Below are 20894 nucleotides of genomic sequence, written 5' to 3' on the forward strand. Positions count from 1 at the left end.
GGTGCCGGGCGCACCGGGCACAGGGCGATGACAGCGGGCCGAGCCGCGGTCGTCGTCCCACACTGGGAGGGGAAGAGGAACGGAGGCTCCCATGCGCTCACCCATGCCGACCTCGATCAGCACCCTCCCCGTGACGTACCGCAACCGGCTCCTGGAACTCGCCGAGAAGGTCAACCACCCCGAGGAGACAAGGCTGTTCACCGAAGGAGGGCGCGCGGACAAGTTCTGGATCGTGCGGTCCGGCGCCGTCTCCCTGCAGATCCGCGTCCCCGGCCGGCGCCCGGCGGACATCGACGACCTCGGCACCGGCGACCTCGTGGGCTGGTCCTGGCTCTACCCGCCGTTCCGCTGGCAGCTCGACGCGGTGGCCACCACTCCGGTACGGACGTACGAGTTCGACGCGCGGAACGTCCGCATGCTCATGGACGCCGACCTGGCCTTCGGCTGCGCCGTCGCGAACTGGGTCGGCCAGATCCTCGCCGGCCGCCTGCAGGCGACCCGCGTACGGCTGCTCGACCTGTACGCGCCGCACGGCAGCGGAAGCGCGGTCTGACGATGCGTACGCCGGACGGACCGGGCACCCGGGAGACGGGCGGGACGACCGTGGACCGCCCGCAGCGGTTCACCGTCAGCGACGTCATGTCGCACACCGCGGTCGCCGTCGGCCGTGACGCCTCGTACCGGGAGGCCGTCGAGCTGATGCAGCAGTGGAACGTCGGGGCGCTGCCCGTGCTCGAAGGGGAAGGGCGGGTCGTGGGCGTCGTGACCGAGGCGGACCTGCTGCCGAAGGAGGAGTTCCGGCAGGAGGACCCGCGCCTGCCGGAGCAGCTCCGCGAAGCGGTGAAGGCGGCCGCCGTGCTCGTCGAGGACCTCATGTCGAGCCCCGCCGTCACGATCCGCCCGCAGGCGCCCCTGCCGGAGGCGGCCCGCACGATGGCCCGCAACGCGGTCAAGCAGCTGCCGGTCGTGAACGACGTCGGCCTCCTGGAGGGGATCGTGAGCCGGAGCGACCTCCTCAAGGTGTTCCTCCGCCCCGACCAGGAGATCGAGGCGGAGGTCCACCGTGCCCTCGACGAACTCCGCCTCCCGCGCCGCATCGACGTCACGGTCCGCGACGGCATAGCGATCCTCCGCGGCCCCCTGCGCGACCGCTCCCTCGTCCCCCTCGTCGCGAGGGTGCTCCGCACGGTCGAGGGCGTGGTGGACGTACGGATGGAGCTGGGGGAGGGGTGAAGTCCGGTGCCCCACCGGGGCTCGGCGGGGCCTCGTAGGATGTGCCGTTCTGGGCGGACGCGAGGGGTCCGGGAGTGCGGCGGTGAGGAGGCCGGGGGTTGTTGGGGGTTGTCGCCGAAGGGCCGGGGCGGCTCGCGGACGTGTTGCGTCTGCGGGAGTCGGGAAGGCACGAGGCGCCCGGGCCGGGTGAGGTGGTCGTGCGGATGCTGGCCGCCACCGTGAACCCGTCCGACGCGGTGACCGTCTCCGGGGCGTACGGGTCGCGGACCACGTTCCCGATGGTCCCCGGGTTCGAGGGCGTCGGCGTGGTCGACGCCGCCGGGCCGGGAGTGCCGGCTGCTGCGGTCGGGCGGCGGGTGCTGCCGCTCGGGTCGGCGGGCGCCTGGCAGCAGTACAAGCGGCTCGACCACTCCTGGTGCGTGCCCGTGCCGGACGACCTGCCCGACGACGTCGCCTGCTTCGCGTACGTCAACCCGCTCACCGCCCACCTGATGGTCGACCGGTACTGCCGGCCCGGCGTGCGCACCGTCGTGATCACGGCGGCCACCTCGACCATCGCCGGGCACCTCGCCGAACTGCTCGCCGAGCGGGGCCTCGCGCCGGTCGGCGTCGTACGGGGAACGCCGGGGCGGGACGTGGCCGATCCGGCGCTGTGGCAGGCAATCGTGCGCACCGACACCCCGGGCTGGCGGGACGAGCTGCGGGCGTTCGGCGGGGCGCGGGGCGTCGACCTCGTCTTCGACTGCGTCGGCGGCCCGGTCGGCGGCGACGTGCTCGAACTCACCGGCGAGGACGGCGTGTTCGTGCACTACGGGCTGCTGTCCGGCACCCCGCTGCCCGCCGACGGCCCGCTCAGCAGAGTCGAGCTGTTCCGGCTGCGCGACATCGTCCAGCGGGACGGCGGACACCACGGCCGCCATCTGCCCGAGCTGTTCGCGCCCGTCTTCGAGCGGCTGCGGCGAGGTCGGCTGCGTACACCCGTGGAGACCAGCCTCGGACTCACCGAACTCGTCGACCACCTCAAGGGACCGCGGGCCGGCCACCCCGGGAAGCTGCTCATCGACCCGCAGCGGTGACCGCCCAGCTCCCTCAGCCGATCCGTTGGGCGAGGGCGACGATGATGCCCGCCGGGCCGCGCAGGTTGCACAGCCGGTAGACGTTCTCGTACTCCGCGACCTCGCCGAGGAGTTCGGCGCCGTGGCGGCGGAGGCGGGCGATCGTGTCGTCGATGTCGTCGACGGCGAACATGACGCGGTGCAGGCCGAGCGTGTGCGGCGGCGGGGCGAGCGGCACGGCCGTGATCGCCTCGGGGTGGTGGAACGTCGTCAGCTCCAGCTTTCCGTGCCCGTCCGGGGTGCGCATCATCGCGATGGCGCTGCGGACCCCGTCGAGGCCGAGCATCCGGTCCGGCACGACCCCTTCGAGCTCCGCCTCGCCCTCCAACTCCAGGCCGAGCTCGGTGAAGAAGGCCACGGCGGCCTCCAGGTCGTCGACGACGATGCCCACGTTGTCCATCCGCTGCACAGCCACAGGGGCCCCTTCCTCGTACGTTGCGTACCATGCTCCGTCCTTTGGACGACGTCAGCCCGCCGTCAGCCCTCCGCCCCCGGCAGTCGCCCCACCTCCGCGGGCCCGTCGGGGAACATCGACGCCAACTGCCGGTCCTGCACCCGCGCTCCGTGGCGTTCCAGGCGTCGGCGGCCGCCCGGCAGCAGTCCGAGGATCCGGTACCGCACCGTGTTCTCCGCGAGGGACAGCAGCAAAGCCCACGGCAGCCGGCTCCGCAACCCCAGCTCCCGCATGCCCGCGCGGCCCACGAAGACGGTGAGGAGGCTCGCCTGCCGGGCCCGCTCGTACCGCTGCCGGAGCCGCTGCACGGCCGGGCCGCGGTGCCCGAAGTCCCGTTCCGCCTGGGCGTCCAGGGTCTGCCGGGCCAGGTCGCGGCCGGCCTGCGTCTGCCCGGCCGCCGCGAGCAGGATGTGGTGGTTGAGGCGGTGCCGCGTGTTCTCGTCGTCCGTCAGCCACTCCGGCGCGACGCCCATCAGCCACCCCACGTACCGCCACAGATGCATCAGGTCGTCCCGCTGCCCGCGCGTCAGGCGCACGCCGAGGCCGAGGCAGCCGACGATCACCGTCGCGTCGAACAGGCCGAGCGTGCCCGCCTGGTCGGCCTGGTTGACGGGGTGGCCCCAGCGTGCCGTGTCCCAGCGGGGCGCGAAGCGGGCGTTCACCAGGGCGTGCATGGCCCGTACGTGCACCGTGAGCCGCCAGCCCTCCGCGCCGGGCCACAGGCCGCCGGGGCGGGTCACGGCGTTGGCCCACTTCGTCGTCTCGCCGAGGCGCCGCAGCGTCGAACCGCCGGTCAACCCGCCCGTGAGCACGAGGAGTTCGGGCGGCCCGCCGAACCGGTAGCCGCCGATCAGGGACAGCAGCGTCAGCACGTCGCCCGCGTTGCGGCCCAGATAGCGGTAGGCCGCCGCGCCCCGCTCGACGCGTGCCCGGTCCACCCACTCCGGCACGGTCAGGGCGGGCGCGAGGAAGTCCCGCAGCGCGGGCGGCAGGTCCGCGGGCACGTCCGGGGCCGCGGCCAGCGCCCCGGCGAGCTGCCCGTGCGTGACGCGCCCCGGGGCGCCGGGCGGCAGCCGCAGCGCCTCGGCGAGCGCGGCGCCCGCCTCGTCGCGTTCCATCAGCGCGCCGCCCACCCGCTCCATCAGCGCCTCGTCGACGTCCTTGTCGATGTCGGCGAACAGGAACAGCCCCCGCGCGATCCGGCGACCGCGCGCCTCCGCCTCCCGGAAGCGACGGGGAAAGCCGTGCGCGGTACCGGGGATGCCGTGTGCGGCACGGGGAGTGCCGTGTGCGGTACGGACGGGTTGTGGCCCGGAGCCGAGGGGTGTCGTGGGGTCCGTCATACGTTCCGTTGTAACGCGAATCCCGCCTCGCATACCATTCGCGTCATGCGGAAGGAGCCCCGGCAGGACCGGTCCCGCAGAATGGTCGAACGCATCGTCGCCGCAGGCGAGTCGGTGCTCTCCCGCGACGGGTACGCACGCTTCGCGACCACCCGCGTGGCCGACGCGGCGGGCATCAGCCCGGGCTCGCTCTACCAGTACTTCAGCAACAAGGACGAGCTGATCGCCGTACTGATGGAACGCTTCTGGGCGCGGACCGGCGACCGTGTGACGGCCTGCCTCGCCGACCACATCGCCGACCCGCCCGAGCGGCTGATCCCGCACACCGTGGAGGCGCTGCTCTCCGCGATGGAGCGGGACTCGCAACTGCTTCGCGTTGTCGTCGAGGAGGTCCCGCCCCGCTACAGCGAGGCCCACCTCCACGCCCTGCGCCGCCGCATCCAGGACCTCGCCTCCGCCTACCTCGCCGGCCGTGCCGGACCGGCCGGGCGCAGCGGCGCCGTCCGCTCGTGGGTGCTGGTCGCCGCGATGGAGGCGCTCGCCGTCCGCTGGGTCCTCGAACGGCCCGCTATACCAAGGGAGTTGCTGGTCGAGGAGCTGACGCTGCTGGCGAGCGGGTACGTGACGGGCGCCCCGGCGAGAGCCTGACCTGCCCGCGCGCCCGGGACCGCCTGCGCGCCCGCGGCACCGGCACCGGTTCCGTGCCGGGAACGACCGTGTTGGTGAGGGAGCCGAGCCCCTCGACGGTGAGCGTCACCGTGTCGCCGGACCGCAGCGGTGGCAGGGCGCTGCCGCGGCCCCAGAGCTCGGCGAGACAGCCGCCGCCGCACGTGCCGGAGCCGAGGACATCGCCGGGGACGACCCGGGTGCCGCGCGAGGCGTACGCGGTCAGCTCCTCGAAGGTCCAACTCGTGCGGGACAGAAGGTCGTTGCCGGTCACCTCGCCGGTCACCAGGCACGGGCCGAGGCTGGTGGCCGTGTCCTTGCCCTTGCAGGGGCCGAGCCCGGCCCACACTTCGACGGCTGGCGCGGCAGCGCGTCAACAGGGCCTCCGGCACGCCGAGTTGAGGGCGGACGGCCCTGCTATCGTGCGCCGAATGTCATCGATCAAGCAGTTCCAAGTCACCTTCGACTGCGCCGACCCCGGGCGCCTCGCCGCCTTCTGGTGCGAGGTCCTCGGATACGTGCTGCCGCCGGTCCCGGAGGGCTTCGCCACCTGGGAGGAGTACCACGGCTCACTTCCGCCCGAGAAGAAGGTGCAGTACTTCGCGTGCAGCGACCCGTCCGGTGTGGGGCCGCGGCTGCTCTTCCAGCGGGTGCCCGAGGGCAAGGTCGTCAAGAACCGGGTGCACCTCTGCGTACGGGCCGGCACCGGCCTCGTCGGCGACGAACGCCTCGCCACGCTGCAGGCCGAGTGCGACCGCCTGACCGCACTCGGCGCCGCACACCAGCGGACCCTGTACGCGGACGAGGAGAACGAGTCGTGCATCGTCATGCAGGACATCGAGGGCAACGAGTTCTGCCTCGACTGACCCGACCGGACGGCCTCCGCGGGACCGGGACTCAGTCCTCCGCCACGACCCGCACGCTCGCGACCTTCGTGTCCACCGCGTCCGGCACGACCATCCCCGCGTCCACACCCGTCCGCAGATAGCGCAGCACGTCCTTGTTGAGGCGCTCGCCGGGCAGCGCGGTGGGGATGCCCGGCGGGTACGGGGTGAGCATCTCCGCGGCGATCCGGCCGGACGCCTCCTCCGACGGCACCTGCTCGGTCCGCCCGAAGAACGCGTCCCGCGGCAGCAGCACCTGTTCCAGGCGCAGCCGGTCCGGGTCCGGGACCTCGACCCGCCCGGCCGGCCGCAGCTCGTCCGCGTGCGCCGCGACGTCGCGCAGAGCCGTGAGCAGGACGCGGGCGGTGTGCTCGTCATCGGCGTGCGTGAGCTGGGCGTTGAGCCGGCGGTGGTCGGCCAGGTGCAGGTTGACCTGGTGGTGCTCGCGGATCCAGTCGGTCGCGCGGTAGCCCGTCGTACCCAGCTCCGACACGTCGACGATGATCTGCAGCGGGTCCAGGTCGGCGGCCAGGCCCGGGCCGCAGAAGTCCTCCCGGCCGTGCACCCGCATCCCGTCGATCGCGTCGATCTCGGCCCGTACGGACGCGGCCAGCGCCAGCGCGTCGTCGTACAGCTCGCCGCCCCGCTCGACCATCTGGCGCCGCCAGCCGTCCATCGCGGCGTACAGGAGCACGGACGGGCTGGTCGTGCCGAGCAGGTCCTCGCGGTTCCGCAGCACCTCGGGCGCGAGAAGGTCGCCCTGGAGGTGGAACACCGAGCCCTGCTCCAGGCCCGAGCCCATCTTGTGCACCGACGTCACGCAGACGTCCGCGCCCGCGTCCATCGCCCACGTCGGCAGCGCGGGGTGGAACGGCAGGTGCGCGCCCCACGCCTCGTCGACGATCAGCGGCCTGCCGCGCTCGTGGCAGACCTCGGCGATCGCGGCCAGATCGGCGCAAGCCCCGTACGGCGTGGGCGAGGTGACGAGCGCGCCGCGCGCGTCCGGATGCGCGGCGAACGCCTCCGCGAACGCCGCCGCGGCGGGCGGATGCGCCAGGTGCAGCCGGGCGTCCCACTGCGGGTCGACCCACACGGGCCGGATGCCCGACAGGATCAGGCCGGACACCACCGACTTGTGCACGTCCCGGCCGACGAGCAGCTTCTCGTACGGTCCGGCGACCGCCAGCATCGCCGACTTCACCGACAGGGAGCTGCCGCACGTCGAGAAGAACGTGTGCTCGGCGCCGACCGCGTCCGCCATCAGGGCCTGCGCCTCGTCGAGCACGCCGTGCCCGGACCTCCGGTCGTCGAGGCCGCTGATCGCCAGCACGTCCGAACGGAACACGGCCTCCCCGAGCACGTCCCGCACCCGCGGATCGGCGCCCCGCCCCTGCTTGTGGCCGGGCGGCGTGAAGGGCGTCTGCCCCTCGGCGTGGTAGGCCGCCAGAGCTTCCAGTACGGGCGCTTTCGACTGATCCATGCGGTCCGATTGCCCTCGCCCCGGCACGGAGAAACGGCACGGCGGGCCGGGCGGGTGAACGCGGGCGCCGCCCCGCGCGCGCCTGCCGCTCATCGGCCCAGGCCGCGCCCCGCCCCGAGCTGCTCACTGCCCGTCCGGCTCGTAGTCCACGTACGGCTCGCAGGCCTCGCCGTCGTCGTCGCGGTCGAGATGCGGCGCGTATCCGGGCTCGCCCTGCTGGAGCGGCGCGACCCCGTCGGCCCGTGCTGCGTCGCAGTCCGGGTAGTACGGGGACGACGCACCCGGCGCCGGTTCCGTGCCCGGCGTCTCACGCACGTCGGCGCCGACGATCACCCCGCCCCGCACCTCGTACGTCCCCTCGAACACCTTCACCGAGCCGTCCGTCTGCGTGGCCACCAGCCGGACCGACACGGTCGGCCCGGCCACGCCGAGGATCCGGACGTCGTCGTGGGCGGTGGTGGCGAAGCCGTCGACGAACACCCGGAACGACCCGGCGAGGTTCCTGCCGCCGAGGTCCCAGGCACGCCGGTACTCCTGCGCGTTGATCGCGGCGAAGTACGCGCGCACGACACCCGCCGCGTCGGCCGTCGGCGCGGGCGCGGGCGCGGAAGGCGGCGGGGGAGCGGGGCGCTCGGGCGTCGAGGGCGCGGGGGCGGTCGGCTTCGGCACGGTCGGCTTCGGCGAGGCGGGCCGGGGCGTGGAGGGCTGCGCCTCGGGCGAGGCCGGCGCGGTCGTGACGGTCCGGGTCACGGTGGGCGGTGCGCCGCCCCCCCGACCCGTCGCCCCCGCAGCCGGAGAGGACGAGCACTCCACCGACCGCCCCGGCCGCCAGCAGGGCCGGGACCCCCGTGCGAACAGTACGGCGACTCACGGGTACCACCTCGAGACCTGGCACTTCTCCTCTCAGGTTGCGCCGGGGCCGAGCACCCGTCCAATCAGCAAGGAATCCCCGGGTTTCCGGAGCGGGCGCGGAGCGGGGGTGCGCGGAGCGGATGTGCGGGCTGCGGATGTACGCGATGCGTGGCTTGCGGAAAATTATGGTGTTCCGATGAGGTTCCTTCCCTGGTGGGCCGTCGTCTCGTCCGCGTGTGCCCCGTTGTTCCTGGTCGGCGGGTGGGCCGTGGCGGCGGTGCTCGAGGGGCCCGGGTACGACCCGGCCACGGAGACCATCAGCGTGCTCGCGGCCGACGGGGCCGCCGGGCGCGGGGTGTTGACCGTCGCCCTCGTCGCGCTGGGGGTGTGCCATGTGGTGACCGCGTACGGGCTGCGGCTCGCGGCGACGCCCGGGCGGGTGGCCCTCGGCTGCGGTGGGCTCGCGGTGATCGGGATGGCGCTCGCGCCGGTGCCGCGGAGCGGGGGCTCGCTGACGCACGGCTGGGTCGTGGGCGTCGGCTTCGCGCTCATGGCGGTGTGGCCCGTACTCGCCGCGAGCGCGAGCGCGAGCGCGAACACGGACGCGAGCGCGCGGGGGCGGGCCGTGCCGTGGGCGCTGCGCCTTTCGGTGTCGCTCGTGGTGTGCCTGTCGATGGGCGCCGGAGCGCTCTGGTTCCTCGGCGAGCTGCACCGGCACGGGGCCGACGGCGTGGCCGAACGCGTCCTCACCGCCGTGCAGACCGTCTGGCCGCTCGTGGTCGTGCTCTCCTGCCTGCGCCGCGAGCCGCCCGCCCGGCCGCGACGTTGGACCGGCCCGCGCGACGCCTCGCGGGACGACGCCTCGCGGGACGACGTCACCTGAATGGCACGTCGAAGGGACAGCCCCCGGGGCAGGACCTTCACTGAGAACATGTCCCGCCTCGACCCGGCGCCCCACCGGCGCCTCCGCCGCGCCGCTGCCCTCTCCCTGGCGGCCGCCCTCGCCGGAGCCGGCTGCTCGGGCCCCACCGACACCTCCACGGCCGCCCTCGCCGAACGGCCCGCCGCCGAGCCCACGCCGCTGCCGACCGTCCCGCCCGCCCAGCCGCCCCCGCGCCTCACGCGCGCGAAGGTCGACGCGGCCGTGGACAAGCTCGACGGGGTCGTACGGGACGCGATGCGCAGGACCGGCGTGCCCGGCGTCGCCGTCGGCGTGGTCCACGACGGGGAGGTGCTGTACGAGAAGGGGTTCGGCGTGCGGAAGGCCGGGGCGAAGGGCGAGGTCGGAGCCGACACCGTGTTCCAGCTCGCCTCGGTGTCCAAGCCGCTCGCGTCGACCGTCGTCGCGGGGGCCGTCGGGGACAAGACCGTCGCCTGGGACGACCCGGTCGTCAAGCACAGCCCGGGCTTCGCGCTCAAGGACCGCTGGGTCACCGAACACGTCACGCTCGCCGACCTGTTCGCGCACCGCAGCGGCCTGCCCGACCACGCCGGGGACCTCCTGGAGGACCTCGGCTACGACCGCTCGTACATCCTGGAACGCCTCCGCTACGAGCCGCTCTCGCCGTTCCGCGCCAGCTACGCGTACACCAACTTCGGGCTCACCGAAGCCGCCGTCGCCGTCGCGCGGGCGGCGGGCACGAGCTGGGAGAAGCTCTCCGCGGACCAGGTGTACCGGCCGCTCGGCATGGACGACACCAGCTCCTCGTTCGCCGACTACGAGAAGGCGGAGAACAAGGCCGTCGGGCATGTGAGGAACGGCGACACATGGCAGGCCCGGTACGTGCGGGACGCCGACGCCCAGAGCCCGGCCGGCGGGGCGAGCTCCACCGTCCGCGACATGACGAAGTGGCTCCGACTCCAGCTGGACAACGGCAAGTTCGACGGCGAGCAGGTCGTCGACGGCGCCGCCCTCGACGAGACGCACCTCCCGCACATCGTCTCCGAGCCGCCGCACGCCCCGGCCGGCCGCACCGGCTTCTACGGGCTCGGCTGGAACGTCGGCTACGACGACCAGGGCAGGCTCAAGCTCAGCCACTCCGGCGCGTTCGCCCTCGGCGCGGCCACCAACGTCACGCTGCTGCCCTCCGAGAAGCTCGGCATCGTCGTCCTCACCAACGGCTCACCCGTCGGCGTGCCCGAGGCGGTCGCCGGCACGTTCCTCGACACGGCGCAGACGGGCGGCCCCACCGTCGACTGGCTGAAGTTCATCGGCCCCCTCCTCCGACAGGCCGCCGAGGGCGAACGCTCCGAGACCGACTACGCCAAGCCCCCGGCCGAACCCGCCCCCGCACGGAAGTCCGACGCGTACACCGGCACGTACGAGAACGACTACTACGGCCCGATGACGGTCACCGCCAAGGGCGACGACCTGGTGATGCAACTCGGCCCGAAGAAACAGCGGTTCCCCCTCCGCCACTACGACGGCGACACGTTCAGCTACGCGACGACGGGCGAGAACGCGGTGGGCCGCTCCGGCGTGACCTTCGACGTGACGACGGAGGGCCGCGCGGCCGAGGTCGAGGTGGAAAACCTGAACATGAACGGGCTGGGGACGTTCACCAGGAAGTGAGCCCGGCCGTCACGTCCCGCTGCCCGCCCTCGGGGTTCTGCGGGCGCGCAGGGCCAGGGTGATCAGGGCCGCGTCCGTGGGGCGGCGGGGGTCGCGGCCGGTGAGGGTGTGGAAGCGGGTGAAGCGGTGCTGGATCGTGTTGCGGTGGCAGTAGAGGGCCTCGGCGGTCTCCGCGATGGAGCCGCTGCCCTCCAGATGTGTCCGTACCGTCTCCAGGAGGCGGTCGGCCTCCGCGCGTGAGACGGCCGGGTCGTCGAGGCCGCCGAGGACGTCGTCGGCGAGGTCGTGCGCGAAGTCGCCCGCGCGGTGCGCCAGTACGTCGAGCCAGCAGTCCTCCAGGAGCCGGGGCGCGTCCGCGTCCGGCGGCAGCACCTGGGCCGTCGCCACCGCGAGCCCTGTCGACCGCGGCACCCCGGCCAGCCCCGCCACCGGGGGAGCGATCCCCGAGGGTGATCCGGCGAGCAGCTCCCCCACCCGCTCGGGCGTGGTCTGCCGGCCCAGCTGTACGACGAGCACCGCGTCCCCGCCCACCATCTGCTGCTGCACCGGCGCCCCCGCCGCCCGCAGCGCCACCGCCGCCTGGTGCAGCCCCGGGCCCGCCGCCGCGGAGGACGCCGCGCACAGGAACCGGCCGTCCGCCGCGAACCCGAGGGCGAGCCCTGCGTCCCGTACGACCGTAGGGTTGCGGCCCTCGCTCTCCAGCAGGCGCGCGAACCACATGCGCCGCTCGTCCGCCTCGCGCCGCCCCATCTCCAGGACCGTGCGCTGATACGCCGTCATGATCCCTGTGACATGGCCCTCGACGGCTTCCCACACGTGGTAGGCGGAGCCCACGAGTTCGGTCATGTCGCCCGGGTCGGCCCGCTTCACGAGCGCCGCCCACACCACGCGGAAGTCGAGCCGCGCGGCGTCCAGGAGCGAGTCCAGCGGGACGCCCTGCAGTGCGCGGTCCTCGCCGACTCTGCGGGACACGTCGGCGATGTGCGGCGGCACCGGCAACTGCGCGACGGTGCGAAGCAGCAGCTCGAAGGCCTGCCACGCCGAGTCGCGGAACTGCGTGTCCGGCACCCGGTCCGCGTACGAGCTGCGCACCGGGCGGACCATGTCGAGCCAGTCCCCGATGAGCCCGTCGATGTTGTCCAGGCACTGGCCCGCGAGCTCCGCGATCCGGGCCGAGGGGGCGGGCAGTGTGGGGTCCTGGCCCCGGGCACTGTGCATGTGCCCAATTCTGGGCGCCGCACGGGCGATGTTTCAACGTTGGCTTCGCAGCCTCGGCCGCCCAAGCTGAGGCAGTCCCGCGGCCGTACGCCCGGGTCCCGCCGACCAGGAGGGCTGCTCGACCGTGCACGTGACCCCTCGCGAACAGGAACGGCTGCAGCTGTTCACCGTGGCCGAACTCGCGCGCCGCCGCCGCGCCCGCGGCCGCCGCCTCAACGCCCCCGAGGCCATCGCGCTGATCTGCGACGAGATCCTGGAGGCCGCCTGGGACGGGCTGAGTCTCGACGACGTGATCGAGGCGGCGGGCCGGGTCCTCACCACGGACGACGTGATGGAGGGGGTCGCCGGGATCGTGACGACCGTGCAGGTCGAGGCGCTGTTCCCGAGCGGCACGGCGCTGGTCGCGGTGGACCGACCCATCGGTCCGCCCCCGTCCGCCGAACCGCCCACGTCGCCGCCGCCCGGCGCCGTCCGCACCGCCGACGCCCCCGTCCCCATCAACGTGGGCCGCCCCCGTACCACCCTCACCGTCCGCAACACCGGCGACACCGTCGTCTACGTCTCCTCGCACTACCCGCTGCACGAGGCCAACCGCGCCCTCGACCTCGACCGGGAGGCCGCGCGCGGGCTGCGGCTCGACATCCCCGCCGGGACGGCCCTCGCGTTCGAGCCCGGCGAGGAACGCGACGTCGTCCTCGTCCCCGCCGACCGCAGGACCACCGGCACGGACCGCCCGGCCCACCCGACCCAGGAGCGCGCATGACCAGCGTCGACCGCCGCACGTACCAAGCGCTGTACGGGCCCACCACCGGGGACCGGATCCGGCTCGGCGACACCTGCCTGTGGGTGGAGGTCGAGGCCGACGACGGCACGCCGGGCGACGAACTCCTCGGCGGCTGCGGCAAGACGGTGCGCGACGGGCTGCTCGCCTCGCCCCGCTCGGACCGCGACTCGGCGCTCGACATGGTGGTCGCCGGGGTCGTCCTCATGGACCCGGCGCTGGGCGTGCGCAAGACCGACATCGGCGTCAAGGACGGGCGGATCGTCGCCGTCGGCGGGGTCGGCAACCCGGACGTGATGGACGTGTCGTACGCCATCGACTCGCACACCTCGGTCGTGCCGGGGGAGGGGCTGATCGCGACGCCCGGCGTGGTCGACAGCCATGTCCACCTGTCCTCGCCGGAGGTCGCCCCGGCCGCGCTGTCCGCCGGGGTCACCACCCTCGTCGGGATGGGCCTCGGCGGGGTATGGGAGATCGGCTGCAACCCCGCGCACAATCTGCACACCCTGATGAGCGCCTGGCAGGGCACGCCCCTCAACATCGCGTTCCTGGCCCGGGGTTCGTCGAGTTCGCGGGCGCTGCTCGACGAGATCACCTTCGCCGGGGCGGGCGGCTTCAAGATCCACGAGGACTTCGGGGCGACCCCGCGGATCATCGACACCTGCCTCGACACCGCCGAACAGGCCGATCTGCCGGTCGCGTTGCACACCGACTCGATGAACGAGTCCGGCTACCTCCGCGACACCGTCGGCGCCACGCGCGGCCGTACCGTGCACGCGTACCACGTCGAGGGCGGCGGCGGGCACCCCGACCTTCTGGAGATCCTCTCCGAGCCGCACATCCTGCCGTCGTCGACGACGCCCACGATCCCGTACACCCCGAACACGGTCGGCGAGCTGTTCCCGATGACGATGACCGTGCACCGGCAGAACCACCACTCCGCGTCCGACGTGGCGATCTCGCGCGGCCGGATCCGCGGGCACGCCATCGCCGCCGAGAACGCCCTGCACGACCTCGGCGCGATCTCCATCGTCAACTCCGACTCCATGGGCATGGGCCGCATCGCGGAGACGGTACGCAGGACCTGGCAGCTCGCCCACGTACAGGCCCTGGCGAACGGCGGCGGGGGAGTCGAACGGCCGGAGAACGCACGGGTGTTGCGCTACCTCGCCAAGATCACCCTCAACCCGGCGGTCGCCCATGGCCTCGCCCACGAGGTCGGCACCGTGCAGGCCGGGCGGATGGCGGACCTGGTGCTGTGGGATCCCAAGTGGTTCGGCAGCAAGCCCGAGCTGGTCATCAAGTCCGGATTCGTGGCCTGGGGCAACACCGGCTCCGGCTCCGGCTCCACCCGCCTCACGCAGCCGCGCCGCTACCGCCCGTACTACGGTGCGCTCGGCGCCGCGCCCGCACGGCTCGCCAAGGTGTTCGTCGCCGCGGCCGCCCTGCACGACCGGGCCGCCCGCGCCGCCCTCCCGCAAGGCCTCGACTACGCCCCGATCCAGGGGAGTCGGGGCCTGAACCGCGCGGACATGCTGCACAACACCGCCACCCCGCAGGTGGTCGTGCCCCGCGAACCCGCACCCGTCCTCGTCGACGGCGTGCCGACCGGAACCCCGCCCGCCACCGAGCTGCCGCTCGCGCAACTGCACCACTTCGCCTGAATCCGCTGAAACCGCTGAGACCGCTGAGACCGCTGAAGCCGCTGAAACCGCTGGGGCCGCTGAGGCCGCACCACTTCGCCTGAGGCGCCCGATCCTCCCGGCCCGACCTGCCCGAAAGCACCCGACCCGCCTGAGGGGCCCGCCGCCATGCGACTCGACCTGCTCGTCCGCAACGCCCGCATCCGCACCCTCGACCCCGAACGGCCCGCTGCATCAACTCTCGGTGTACTCAACGGAGTTGTCGTCGGCCTCGACGACGACGTGGCCGGGCTGCCCGCGCGCCGGGTCCTCGACGCGGGCGGCGCCGCCGTCCTGCCCGGCTTCAACGACGCCCACTGCCACACCGCCTGGTTCGGTCTGACGCTCACCCAGCTCGACGTGTCCGCGGCCCGCACCCTCGACGACGTGTACGCCGCCGTCGCCGCGCACGCCGATCAACTCGCCCCCGACGCCTGGGTGTTGGGCGCCGGACTCGACCACACCAAGCTCGGCGGACGGTTCCCGCACCGGGACGCCCTCGACCGGGCTGCGGGCGGCCGGCCCGTCTGGCTGAAGCACACCTCCGGGCACGCCTGCGTCGTCAACACCCCTGTCCTGCGCGCCGCCGGCGCCCTCGACGACGGGTTCCCCGACCCGGAGGGCGGCCACGTCTCCCGCGACCCGGACGGCCGCCCCGACGGACTGCTCGAAGAGACCGCGCAACGCCTCGTACAACAACAGGTCCTGCCGTACCCGGTGGAGACCGTCGCCGACGCCGTCGACGCGGCGACCCGGCACTACCTCACCGAAGGCGTCACCAGCTTCACCGAGGCCGGGATCGGCGGCGGCTGGATCGGCCACACCCCCGTCGAGCTCGGCGCCTACCAACTCGCCCGCGACACCGGCAGGTTGCACACCCGCGCCCAGCTCATGGCCGCCTCCGACACCCTCCACCCGCTCACCGCCCACGCCGACGACCCCGTCACCCTCGGCCTCGACCTCGGCATGCGCACCGGCTTCGGCGACGACCGCCTCTCCCTCGGCCCGGTCAAGATCTTCCTCGACGGGTCCCTGCTCGGTCGTACGGCGGCGATGACCGAGCCGTTCTGCGGATGTCCGCGACACGTCTCGGGCACAGCGCGGCCCACCGGCTACTTCCAGGGCGACGCCGACGCCATGACCGACCTGGTCGTCGGCGCCCACCGCTCCGGCTGGACCGTCGCCGCGCACGCCATCGGCGACCGTGCCGTGGACCTCGCGCTCGACGCGTTCGCCCGCGCCCACAAGGAACTCCCGCGCCCCGGCGTGCACCACCGCATCGAGCACGCCGGCATCGTCCGCCCCGACCAGCTGGCCCGCTTCGCCGCACTCGGCGTCGTACCCGTGCCGCAGCACAACTTCCTGCACACCTTCGGCGACGCCATGGCCGAACGGCTCGGCCCCGAGCGCACCACCTGGTCGTACCGCATGCGGTCCTTCCTCGACCTCGGGCTGCCCGTGCCCGGCAGCTCCGACCGGCCCGTCGCACCCGGCGCGCCCCTCCCGGCGATCCAGTCGATGGTGACGCGGCTGACCGAGACCGGGGCGCCGTACGGGCCGGACGAGAGCGTCCCCGTCCTCGCCGCGCTGCGCGCCTGGACCGAGGGCTCGGCCCGCGCCACCGGCTTCGGCGACCGCAAGGGCCGGCTCGCGCCCGGACTCCTCGCCGACCTCACGGTCCTGGACGGCGACCCCGTCCACACCGCACCCGACCGCATCGGCGCGATCCGCGTCCTCGCCACCGTCGTCGGCGGCCGTCCCGCCCACGACCCGCACGGCCTCGCCCGCGACGCCTGACCCCCGACTGCCGCCCCCCGCCCGTCCCCTCCCCAGGAGTTCGCGTGAGCACACCCGCCAAGCCGGACCTGAAGGACATCAGAAGACTCCTCACCGCGGCCTTCAGCGGCACCGCCCTGGAGTGGTACGACTACTTCCTCTACGGCACCGCCGCCGCCCTCGTGTTCAACAAGCTGTTCTTCCCCGAACTCGACCCGGCCGTCGGCACCATCGCCTCGTTCATCACGTTCGCCGTCGGCTTCGTCGCCCGCCCCATCGGCGCCGCCGTCTTCGGCCACATCGGCGACCGCTACGGCCGCAAGGTCTCCCTCATCATCACCGTCGTCATGATGGGCGCCACCACCGGCTGCATCGGCCTGCTGCCGACGTACGACACCATCGGCATCTGGGCGCCCGCGCTGCTCTCCGCGCTCCGCTTCCTGCAGGGCGTCTCCGTCGGCGGCGAATGGTCGGGGGCGATGCTGCTCACCCTGGAGCACACCCCGAAGGAGAAGCACGGAAGCTACTCGGCCGTGCCCCAACTCGGCTCACCCGTCGGCACGTTGCTCTCCTCCGGCGCCTTCGCCCTCGTCGGCATGCTCCCCGACGACGCCTTCTACGCCTGGGGCTGGCGCGTGCCGTTCCTCGTCGCCTTCCCGCTCCTCCTCGTCGCCCTCTACCTGCGCTTCCACATCGAGGAGTCCCCGGTCTTCCGCAAGATGCTCGCGGACGCCGAACGCGAAGGGCCCACCCCGGTCCCGCTCGTCGAGGCGTTCCGCCGCACCTGGGGCCGCATGATCATCGGCATCGGCGCCGCCCTCCTCGGCGTCGGCGGCTTCTTCCTGATGACCACCTTCGTCATCTCGTACGGCACCGACCGACTCGGCATCGACAAGCAGACGATGCTGAATGCGACCGTCATCGGCGCCGCCGTCGAGATCGTCGTCCTCGTCCTCGCCGGACGCCTCGCCGACCGGATCGGCGCCTGGCGGGTCTGCGCCCTCGGCGCCGCCGCCACCATGGCCGTCGCCTTCCCCGCGTTCTGGCTCGTCGACACGAAGGAGACCGGCCTCGTCTACCTCGGCGTCTCCCTCGGCATCGGCGCCCTGTCCATCCCGTACGCCCCGATCGGCGCCGTCGTCTCCGGGATGTTCCCGGACGAGTTCCGCTACAGCGCCGTCGCCATGTCGTACAACCTCGCCGGCGTACTCTCCGGCTTCGTGCCGCTCCTCGCGGCCACGCTCACCGGCGCCGCCGGCGGCGCGTCCTGGGGCGCAGCGCTGCTGCTCATCGCCATCGCCGCCTCCACCGTCGCCGGCTCCACCGCCGCGGGCAGCGTCCTGCGCCGCCGCGACACCGCACTCACCCGCCCGTCCGACACCGTCGAGGTCCCCGCATGAACCCGCCCCACCCTGCCCGCACAGGCGGACAGGTCCTGATCGACCAGCTCGTCGCGCACGGCGTCGACACCGTCTACGGCGTGCCCGGCGAGAGCTACCTCGCCGCGCTCGACGCCCTGCACGACGCCTCCGTACGCATGGTGGTGTGCCGCCACGAAGGGGGCGCCGCCTACATGGCGGAGGCGCACGGCAAGCTCACCGGGCGCCCCGGGATCTGCTTCACCACCCGGGGCCCCGGCGCCACCAACGCCCTGGTCGCCCTGCACACCGCCCACCAGGACGCGACCCCCCTCGTCCTGTTCATCGGCCTCGTCCCGCGCGCCCACACCGACCGGCACGCCTTCCAGGAGCTCGACCTGCGCGGCACGTTCGGCGCCACCGCCAAACTCGTCGAGACGATCGACGACGCCGCCCGCATCCCCGAGCACGTCGCCCGCGCCTTCGCCACCGCGGAGGCCGGACGGCCCGGCCCGGTCGTCCTCGGACTGCCCGAGGACATGCTCACCGACGTCGTACACGTCCCCGACCTGCGCCCAGCACCGCCCGCCGAAGGCGCCGTCTCCGCACCCGAACTCGCCCTCCTCGCCCAGCTGTTGGACACCGCCGAGCGGCCCCTCGTGCTGCTCGGCGGCAGCCGCTGGACCGCCGAGGCCCGCGCCGACGTCCGCGCCTGGGCCGAGGCCTGGCGCCTCCCCGTCGCCACCGACTTCCGCTGCCAGGACCTCATTGGCCACGACTCCCCGTCGTACGTCGGCGCCCTCGGCTACGGCCGCTCCGACCACCTCGCCCACCGCCTGCGCACCGCCGACCTGGTCATCGCCGTCGGCGCCGCCCCCAGCGACGTGCCCACCGACGGCTTCACCCTCCTGCCCGCCGACGGCGACGGCCCCCGGCTCGTCACCGCCCTGCCCGAACCGCTCCCGCCGGGCGCCCTCTACCGCCCGACCCTCGCCCTGCTCGCCGCCCCAGCCGCCGTCGGCCGCGCCGTCCGTACGCTGCGCCCCGCCGACACCCCGCCCTGGTCGGTCCGCACCAAGGAGGACCGGCACGCCCACCTCGCCTTCCGCGCCCCGCAGCACGACCCCGACCCCCTCGACCTCGGCGCCGTCTTCGCGGCCCTCGACGCCCGCCTCCCGGCCGACCGCGTCGTCACCTTCGGCGCCGGCAACCACGCCGTCTGGGCGCAGCGCTTCCTCGCCCTCGACGACGGGGCCCGCCAACTCGCCCCGCGCAACGGCTCGATGGGCTACGGCATCCCCGCCGCCGTCGCCGCGTCCCTCGCCCACCCCGACCGCACCGTCGTGTCGATCGCCGGGGACGGCTGCTTCCTCATGAACGGCCAGGAACTCGCCACCGCCGTCGCCGAAGGCGCCGCCCCGCTGATCCTCGTCCTCGACAACGGCCAGTACGGCACCATCCGCCAGCACCAGGAGCAGACCTACCCCGGCCGGGTCAGCGGCACCGCCCTCGGCAACCCGGACTTCGCCGCGTACGCCCGCGCGTTCGGCGCCCACGGCGAAACGGTCACCGCCACCGAGGAGTTCGAGCCCGCCCTGGAACGCGCCCTCACCTGCGGCCGCGCCGCCCTGATCGCCCTGCGCGTACCACAGGAACGGCTCGCGCCCGGGATCACGGTGACGGGGCTGCGCACAGCCCACGGCAAGGAGACCAGCCATGTCTGACCTGCACCTGCACAACATCGTCGACGGCCGGCCCGCCCCGGCCCCCGCCGCGGACCGCATGGAGCTGACAGACCCGGCCACCGAGGAGGTGTACGGCACCGCCCCGCGCTCGACCTCCGCCCAGGTCGACACGGCCGTCGCCGCCGCCCGCCGCGCCCTCCCCGGCTGGCGCCGGACCACTCCCGCCCGCCGAGCCGAGGCACTCCTCACCCTCGCCGACCTCGTGGTGACGCACGCCGACCGGCTCCTCGACGCCGAGATCCGCAGCACCGGCAAGCCCCGCGAGACCACCCGTACGCTTGAAATCCTGCGCGGCGCCGATCAGTTGAGGTTCTTCGCGGGCGCGGCACGGGTCCTCGAAGGGGTCGCGGCGGGGGAGTACGCGGAGGGCCACACGTCGTACGTACGGCGGGAGCCCGTCGGCGTCGTCGCGCAGGTCACGCCGTGGAACTACCCGTTCATGATGGCCGTGTGGAAGCTGGGGCCCGCGCTCGCGGCCGGGAACACGGTGGTGCTCAAGCCGGCCGACACCACGCCCTGGTCGACGGTGCTGCTCGCCGAACTCTCGCAACAGGCGTTCCCGCCGGGCGTCGTCAACGTCGTCTGCGGCGACCGCGACACGGGCCGCGCCCTCGTCGCCCACCCGGACGTCGACATGGTCGCCCTCACCGGCAGTACGCGCGCCGGCTCCGAGGTGATGGCCGAGGCGGCGCGCGACGTGAAGAACGTCCACCTGGAGCTGGGCGGCAAGGCCCCCGCACTCGTCTTCGCCGACGCGGACCTCGCACGGACCGCGCCCGCCCTTGCCGCCGCGGCGTTCTTCAACGCGGGCCAGGACTGCACGGCGCTCACCCGCGTCCTGGTCCAACGGGACGTCCACGACGAGCTGTTGGAGCTGTTGGTGAAGGCGGCCGAGGGCACGCGGACCGGCGGGCCCGCCGAACAGGGCGTGTTCTACGGCCCGTTGAACAGCGCGGCCCACGCCGGCCGGGTCGCTGACGTGTTGGCCGGGCTGCCCGCCCACGCCCGCGTCGAGACCGGCGGGCGCCGCCTCGCACGGCCCGGCTGGTTCTTCCCGCCGACGGTCGTCTCCGGCGTACGGCAGGACGACGACCTGGTCCAGCGGGAGATCTTCGGCCCGGTGGTCACCGTCCAGCCCTACGACACCGAGGACGAGGCCGTCGCCCTCGCCAACGGGGTCGACTTCGGCCTGGCGTCCAGCGTCTGGACGACCGACCTCGGCCGCGCGATGCGCCTCAGCGCCGACCTCGACTTCGGCTGCGTCTGGCTCAACTGCCACCAGGTGCTGCCCGCGGAGATGCCGCACGGGGGGTACGGGCAGTCCGGCACGGGGCGGGATCTGAGCCGGTACGGGGTGGACGACTACACGCGGGTCAAGCATGTGATGGCGGCGCACGGGGTGGTGGGGTAGGGGAGGGGCGACCCCTCCCCGCGCCCTGCGCCCCTCGGCTGCTGTCCCCGCCCGTTCCCGGAGCTCTGCGGACAGCTCTGGGGGCTTCGCCCCGTGCCCCGGCTGTCTTTCGGCTGTCGCGCCGTCGTGGCTGCTCGCGCAGTTCCCCGCGCCCCTGGGTCGGGGCTTCGCCCCGTGCCTCGGCTGTGTTTCGGCTGTCGCGCCGTCGTGGTTGCTCGCGCAGTTCCCCGCGCCCCTGTCGGGGCTCGGGGATTCCCCCCCGCCTCGCTGTGGGCAGGCGTTTCGCAGGGCGGAACGGGTGGGCACAGCGCCCACGTGCCGGGT

At 73.8% G+C, this 20894-nt stretch carries 18 protein-coding genes and 1 pseudogene; 13 read left to right on the plus strand and 6 right to left on the minus strand.

Features of this window, described 5'->3' with window-relative positions:
- Window positions 1-91: 91 nt before the first annotated feature.
- The 3 genes from ACIDOF_RS19960 to ACIDOF_RS19970 all read left to right on the plus strand — a co-directional run bounded on the left by ACIDOF_RS19960 (window position 92) and on the right by ACIDOF_RS19970 (window position 2309).
- Window positions 92-553, plus strand: coding sequence for a Crp/Fnr family transcriptional regulator (locus tag ACIDOF_RS19960; protein ID WP_409007299.1), 462 nt, complete (start codon window positions 92-94; stop codon window positions 551-553).
- 86 nt (window positions 554-639) lie between these two features.
- Entirely contained in the window at window positions 640-1233 is a 594-nt protein-coding gene (locus ACIDOF_RS19965) for a CBS domain-containing protein (protein WP_409007509.1), read from the plus strand.
- 101 nt (window positions 1234-1334) lie between these two features.
- Window positions 1335-2309: a zinc-dependent alcohol dehydrogenase family protein gene (locus ACIDOF_RS19970; protein WP_409007300.1), complete on the plus strand. Its 975-nt coding sequence runs from the start codon at window positions 1335-1337 to the stop codon at window positions 2307-2309.
- A gap of 13 nt (window positions 2310-2322) precedes the next feature.
- Here ACIDOF_RS19970 and ACIDOF_RS19975 read toward each other — a convergent pair whose 3' ends face one another.
- Window positions 2323-2748 carry a VOC family protein gene (locus tag ACIDOF_RS19975; protein WP_409007510.1) on the minus strand — a complete coding sequence of 142 codons (426 nt, stop codon included), beginning with the start codon at window positions 2746-2748 and terminating at the stop codon, window positions 2323-2325.
- 77 nt (window positions 2749-2825) lie between these two features.
- Window positions 2826-4145, minus strand: a complete 1320-nt coding sequence (locus ACIDOF_RS19980; RefSeq protein ID WP_409007301.1) for an oxygenase MpaB family protein — start codon at window positions 4143-4145, stop codon at window positions 2826-2828.
- 45 nt (window positions 4146-4190) lie between these two features.
- Here ACIDOF_RS19980 and ACIDOF_RS19985 point away from each other — a divergent pair, with 45 nt between their 5' ends.
- Complete coding sequence (locus ACIDOF_RS19985; protein WP_409007302.1) at window positions 4191-4793, plus strand: TetR/AcrR family transcriptional regulator; 603 nt, start codon at window positions 4191-4193, stop codon at window positions 4791-4793.
- Window positions 4794-4800: 7 nt separating this feature from the next.
- On the opposite strand, the pseudogene ACIDOF_RS19990 reads toward ACIDOF_RS19985, so the two are convergent.
- Window positions 4801-5169, minus strand: a pseudogene (locus ACIDOF_RS19990) (fumarylacetoacetate hydrolase family protein); the annotation flags it as partial.
- A gap of 73 nt (window positions 5170-5242) precedes the next feature.
- On the opposite strand from ACIDOF_RS19990, the gene ACIDOF_RS19995 reads away from it, so the two are divergent.
- Window positions 5243-5677: a VOC family protein gene (locus ACIDOF_RS19995; protein ID WP_409007303.1), complete on the plus strand. Its 435-nt coding sequence runs from the start codon at window positions 5243-5245 to the stop codon at window positions 5675-5677.
- A gap of 31 nt (window positions 5678-5708) precedes the next feature.
- On the opposite strand, the gene ACIDOF_RS20000 is transcribed toward ACIDOF_RS19995, so the two are convergent.
- On the minus strand, window positions 5709-7175 hold the full coding sequence (locus tag ACIDOF_RS20000; RefSeq protein ID WP_409007304.1) for an aminotransferase class I/II-fold pyridoxal phosphate-dependent enzyme: 1467 nt from the start codon (window positions 7173-7175) through the stop codon (window positions 5709-5711).
- Window positions 7176-7298: 123 nt separating this feature from the next.
- Window positions 7299-7925, minus strand: a complete 627-nt coding sequence (locus ACIDOF_RS20005; RefSeq protein ID WP_409007305.1) for an excalibur calcium-binding domain-containing protein — start codon at window positions 7923-7925, stop codon at window positions 7299-7301.
- Between the two features lie 298 nt (window positions 7926-8223).
- On the opposite strand from ACIDOF_RS20005, the gene ACIDOF_RS20010 reads away from it, so the two are divergent.
- Together ACIDOF_RS20010 and ACIDOF_RS20015 are read left to right on the plus strand one after the other, a co-directional pair.
- Window positions 8224-8910 (plus strand): DUF998 domain-containing protein, encoded by a 687-nt coding sequence (locus tag ACIDOF_RS20010; RefSeq protein ID WP_409007306.1) that lies wholly within the window; start codon window positions 8224-8226, stop codon window positions 8908-8910.
- Between the two features lie 48 nt (window positions 8911-8958).
- Complete coding sequence (locus ACIDOF_RS20015; RefSeq protein WP_409007307.1) at window positions 8959-10599, plus strand: serine hydrolase; 1641 nt, start codon at window positions 8959-8961, stop codon at window positions 10597-10599.
- Window positions 10600-10608: 9 nt separating this feature from the next.
- On the opposite strand, the gene ACIDOF_RS20020 is transcribed toward ACIDOF_RS20015, so the two are convergent.
- Complete coding sequence (locus ACIDOF_RS20020) at window positions 10609-11817, minus strand: PucR family transcriptional regulator (RefSeq protein WP_409007308.1); 1209 nt, start codon at window positions 11815-11817, stop codon at window positions 10609-10611.
- Window positions 11818-11941: 124 nt separating this feature from the next.
- On the opposite strand from ACIDOF_RS20020, the gene ureA reads away from it, so the two are divergent.
- The 6 genes from ureA to ACIDOF_RS20050 all read left to right on the plus strand — a co-directional run bounded on the left by ureA (window position 11942) and on the right by ACIDOF_RS20050 (window position 20570).
- Window positions 11942-12580 carry an urease subunit gamma gene (ureA, locus tag ACIDOF_RS20025; RefSeq protein ID WP_409007309.1) on the plus strand — a complete coding sequence of 213 codons (639 nt, stop codon included), beginning with the start codon at window positions 11942-11944 and terminating at the stop codon, window positions 12578-12580.
- Window positions 12577-14262 (plus strand): urease subunit alpha, encoded by a 1686-nt coding sequence (locus ACIDOF_RS20030; RefSeq protein ID WP_409007310.1) that lies wholly within the window; start codon window positions 12577-12579, stop codon window positions 14260-14262. Before ureA ends, ACIDOF_RS20030 begins: the two co-directional genes overlap by 4 nt.
- Before the next feature lie 147 nt (window positions 14263-14409).
- Window positions 14410-16077 carry an amidohydrolase gene (locus ACIDOF_RS20035; RefSeq protein ID WP_409007311.1) on the plus strand — a complete coding sequence of 556 codons (1668 nt, stop codon included), beginning with the start codon at window positions 14410-14412 and terminating at the stop codon, window positions 16075-16077.
- A gap of 44 nt (window positions 16078-16121) precedes the next feature.
- Window positions 16122-17456 carry an MFS transporter gene (locus ACIDOF_RS20040; RefSeq protein ID WP_409007312.1) on the plus strand — a complete coding sequence of 445 codons (1335 nt, stop codon included), beginning with the start codon at window positions 16122-16124 and terminating at the stop codon, window positions 17454-17456.
- Window positions 17453-19138 carry a thiamine pyrophosphate-dependent enzyme gene (locus ACIDOF_RS20045; protein WP_409007313.1) on the plus strand — a complete coding sequence of 562 codons (1686 nt, stop codon included), beginning with the start codon at window positions 17453-17455 and terminating at the stop codon, window positions 19136-19138. The genes ACIDOF_RS20040 and ACIDOF_RS20045 overlap by 4 nt, the downstream gene beginning before the upstream one ends.
- Window positions 19131-20570, plus strand: a complete 1440-nt coding sequence (locus tag ACIDOF_RS20050) for a gamma-aminobutyraldehyde dehydrogenase (RefSeq protein ID WP_409007314.1) — start codon at window positions 19131-19133, stop codon at window positions 20568-20570. The genes ACIDOF_RS20045 and ACIDOF_RS20050 overlap by 8 nt, the downstream gene beginning before the upstream one ends.
- Window positions 20571-20894 lie beyond the last annotated feature (324 nt).

The sequence above is a fragment of the Streptomyces sp. Da 82-17 genome (assembly GCF_046098215.1).
In the GTDB taxonomy this organism is placed as follows: domain Bacteria; phylum Actinomycetota; class Actinomycetes; order Streptomycetales; family Streptomycetaceae; genus Streptomyces.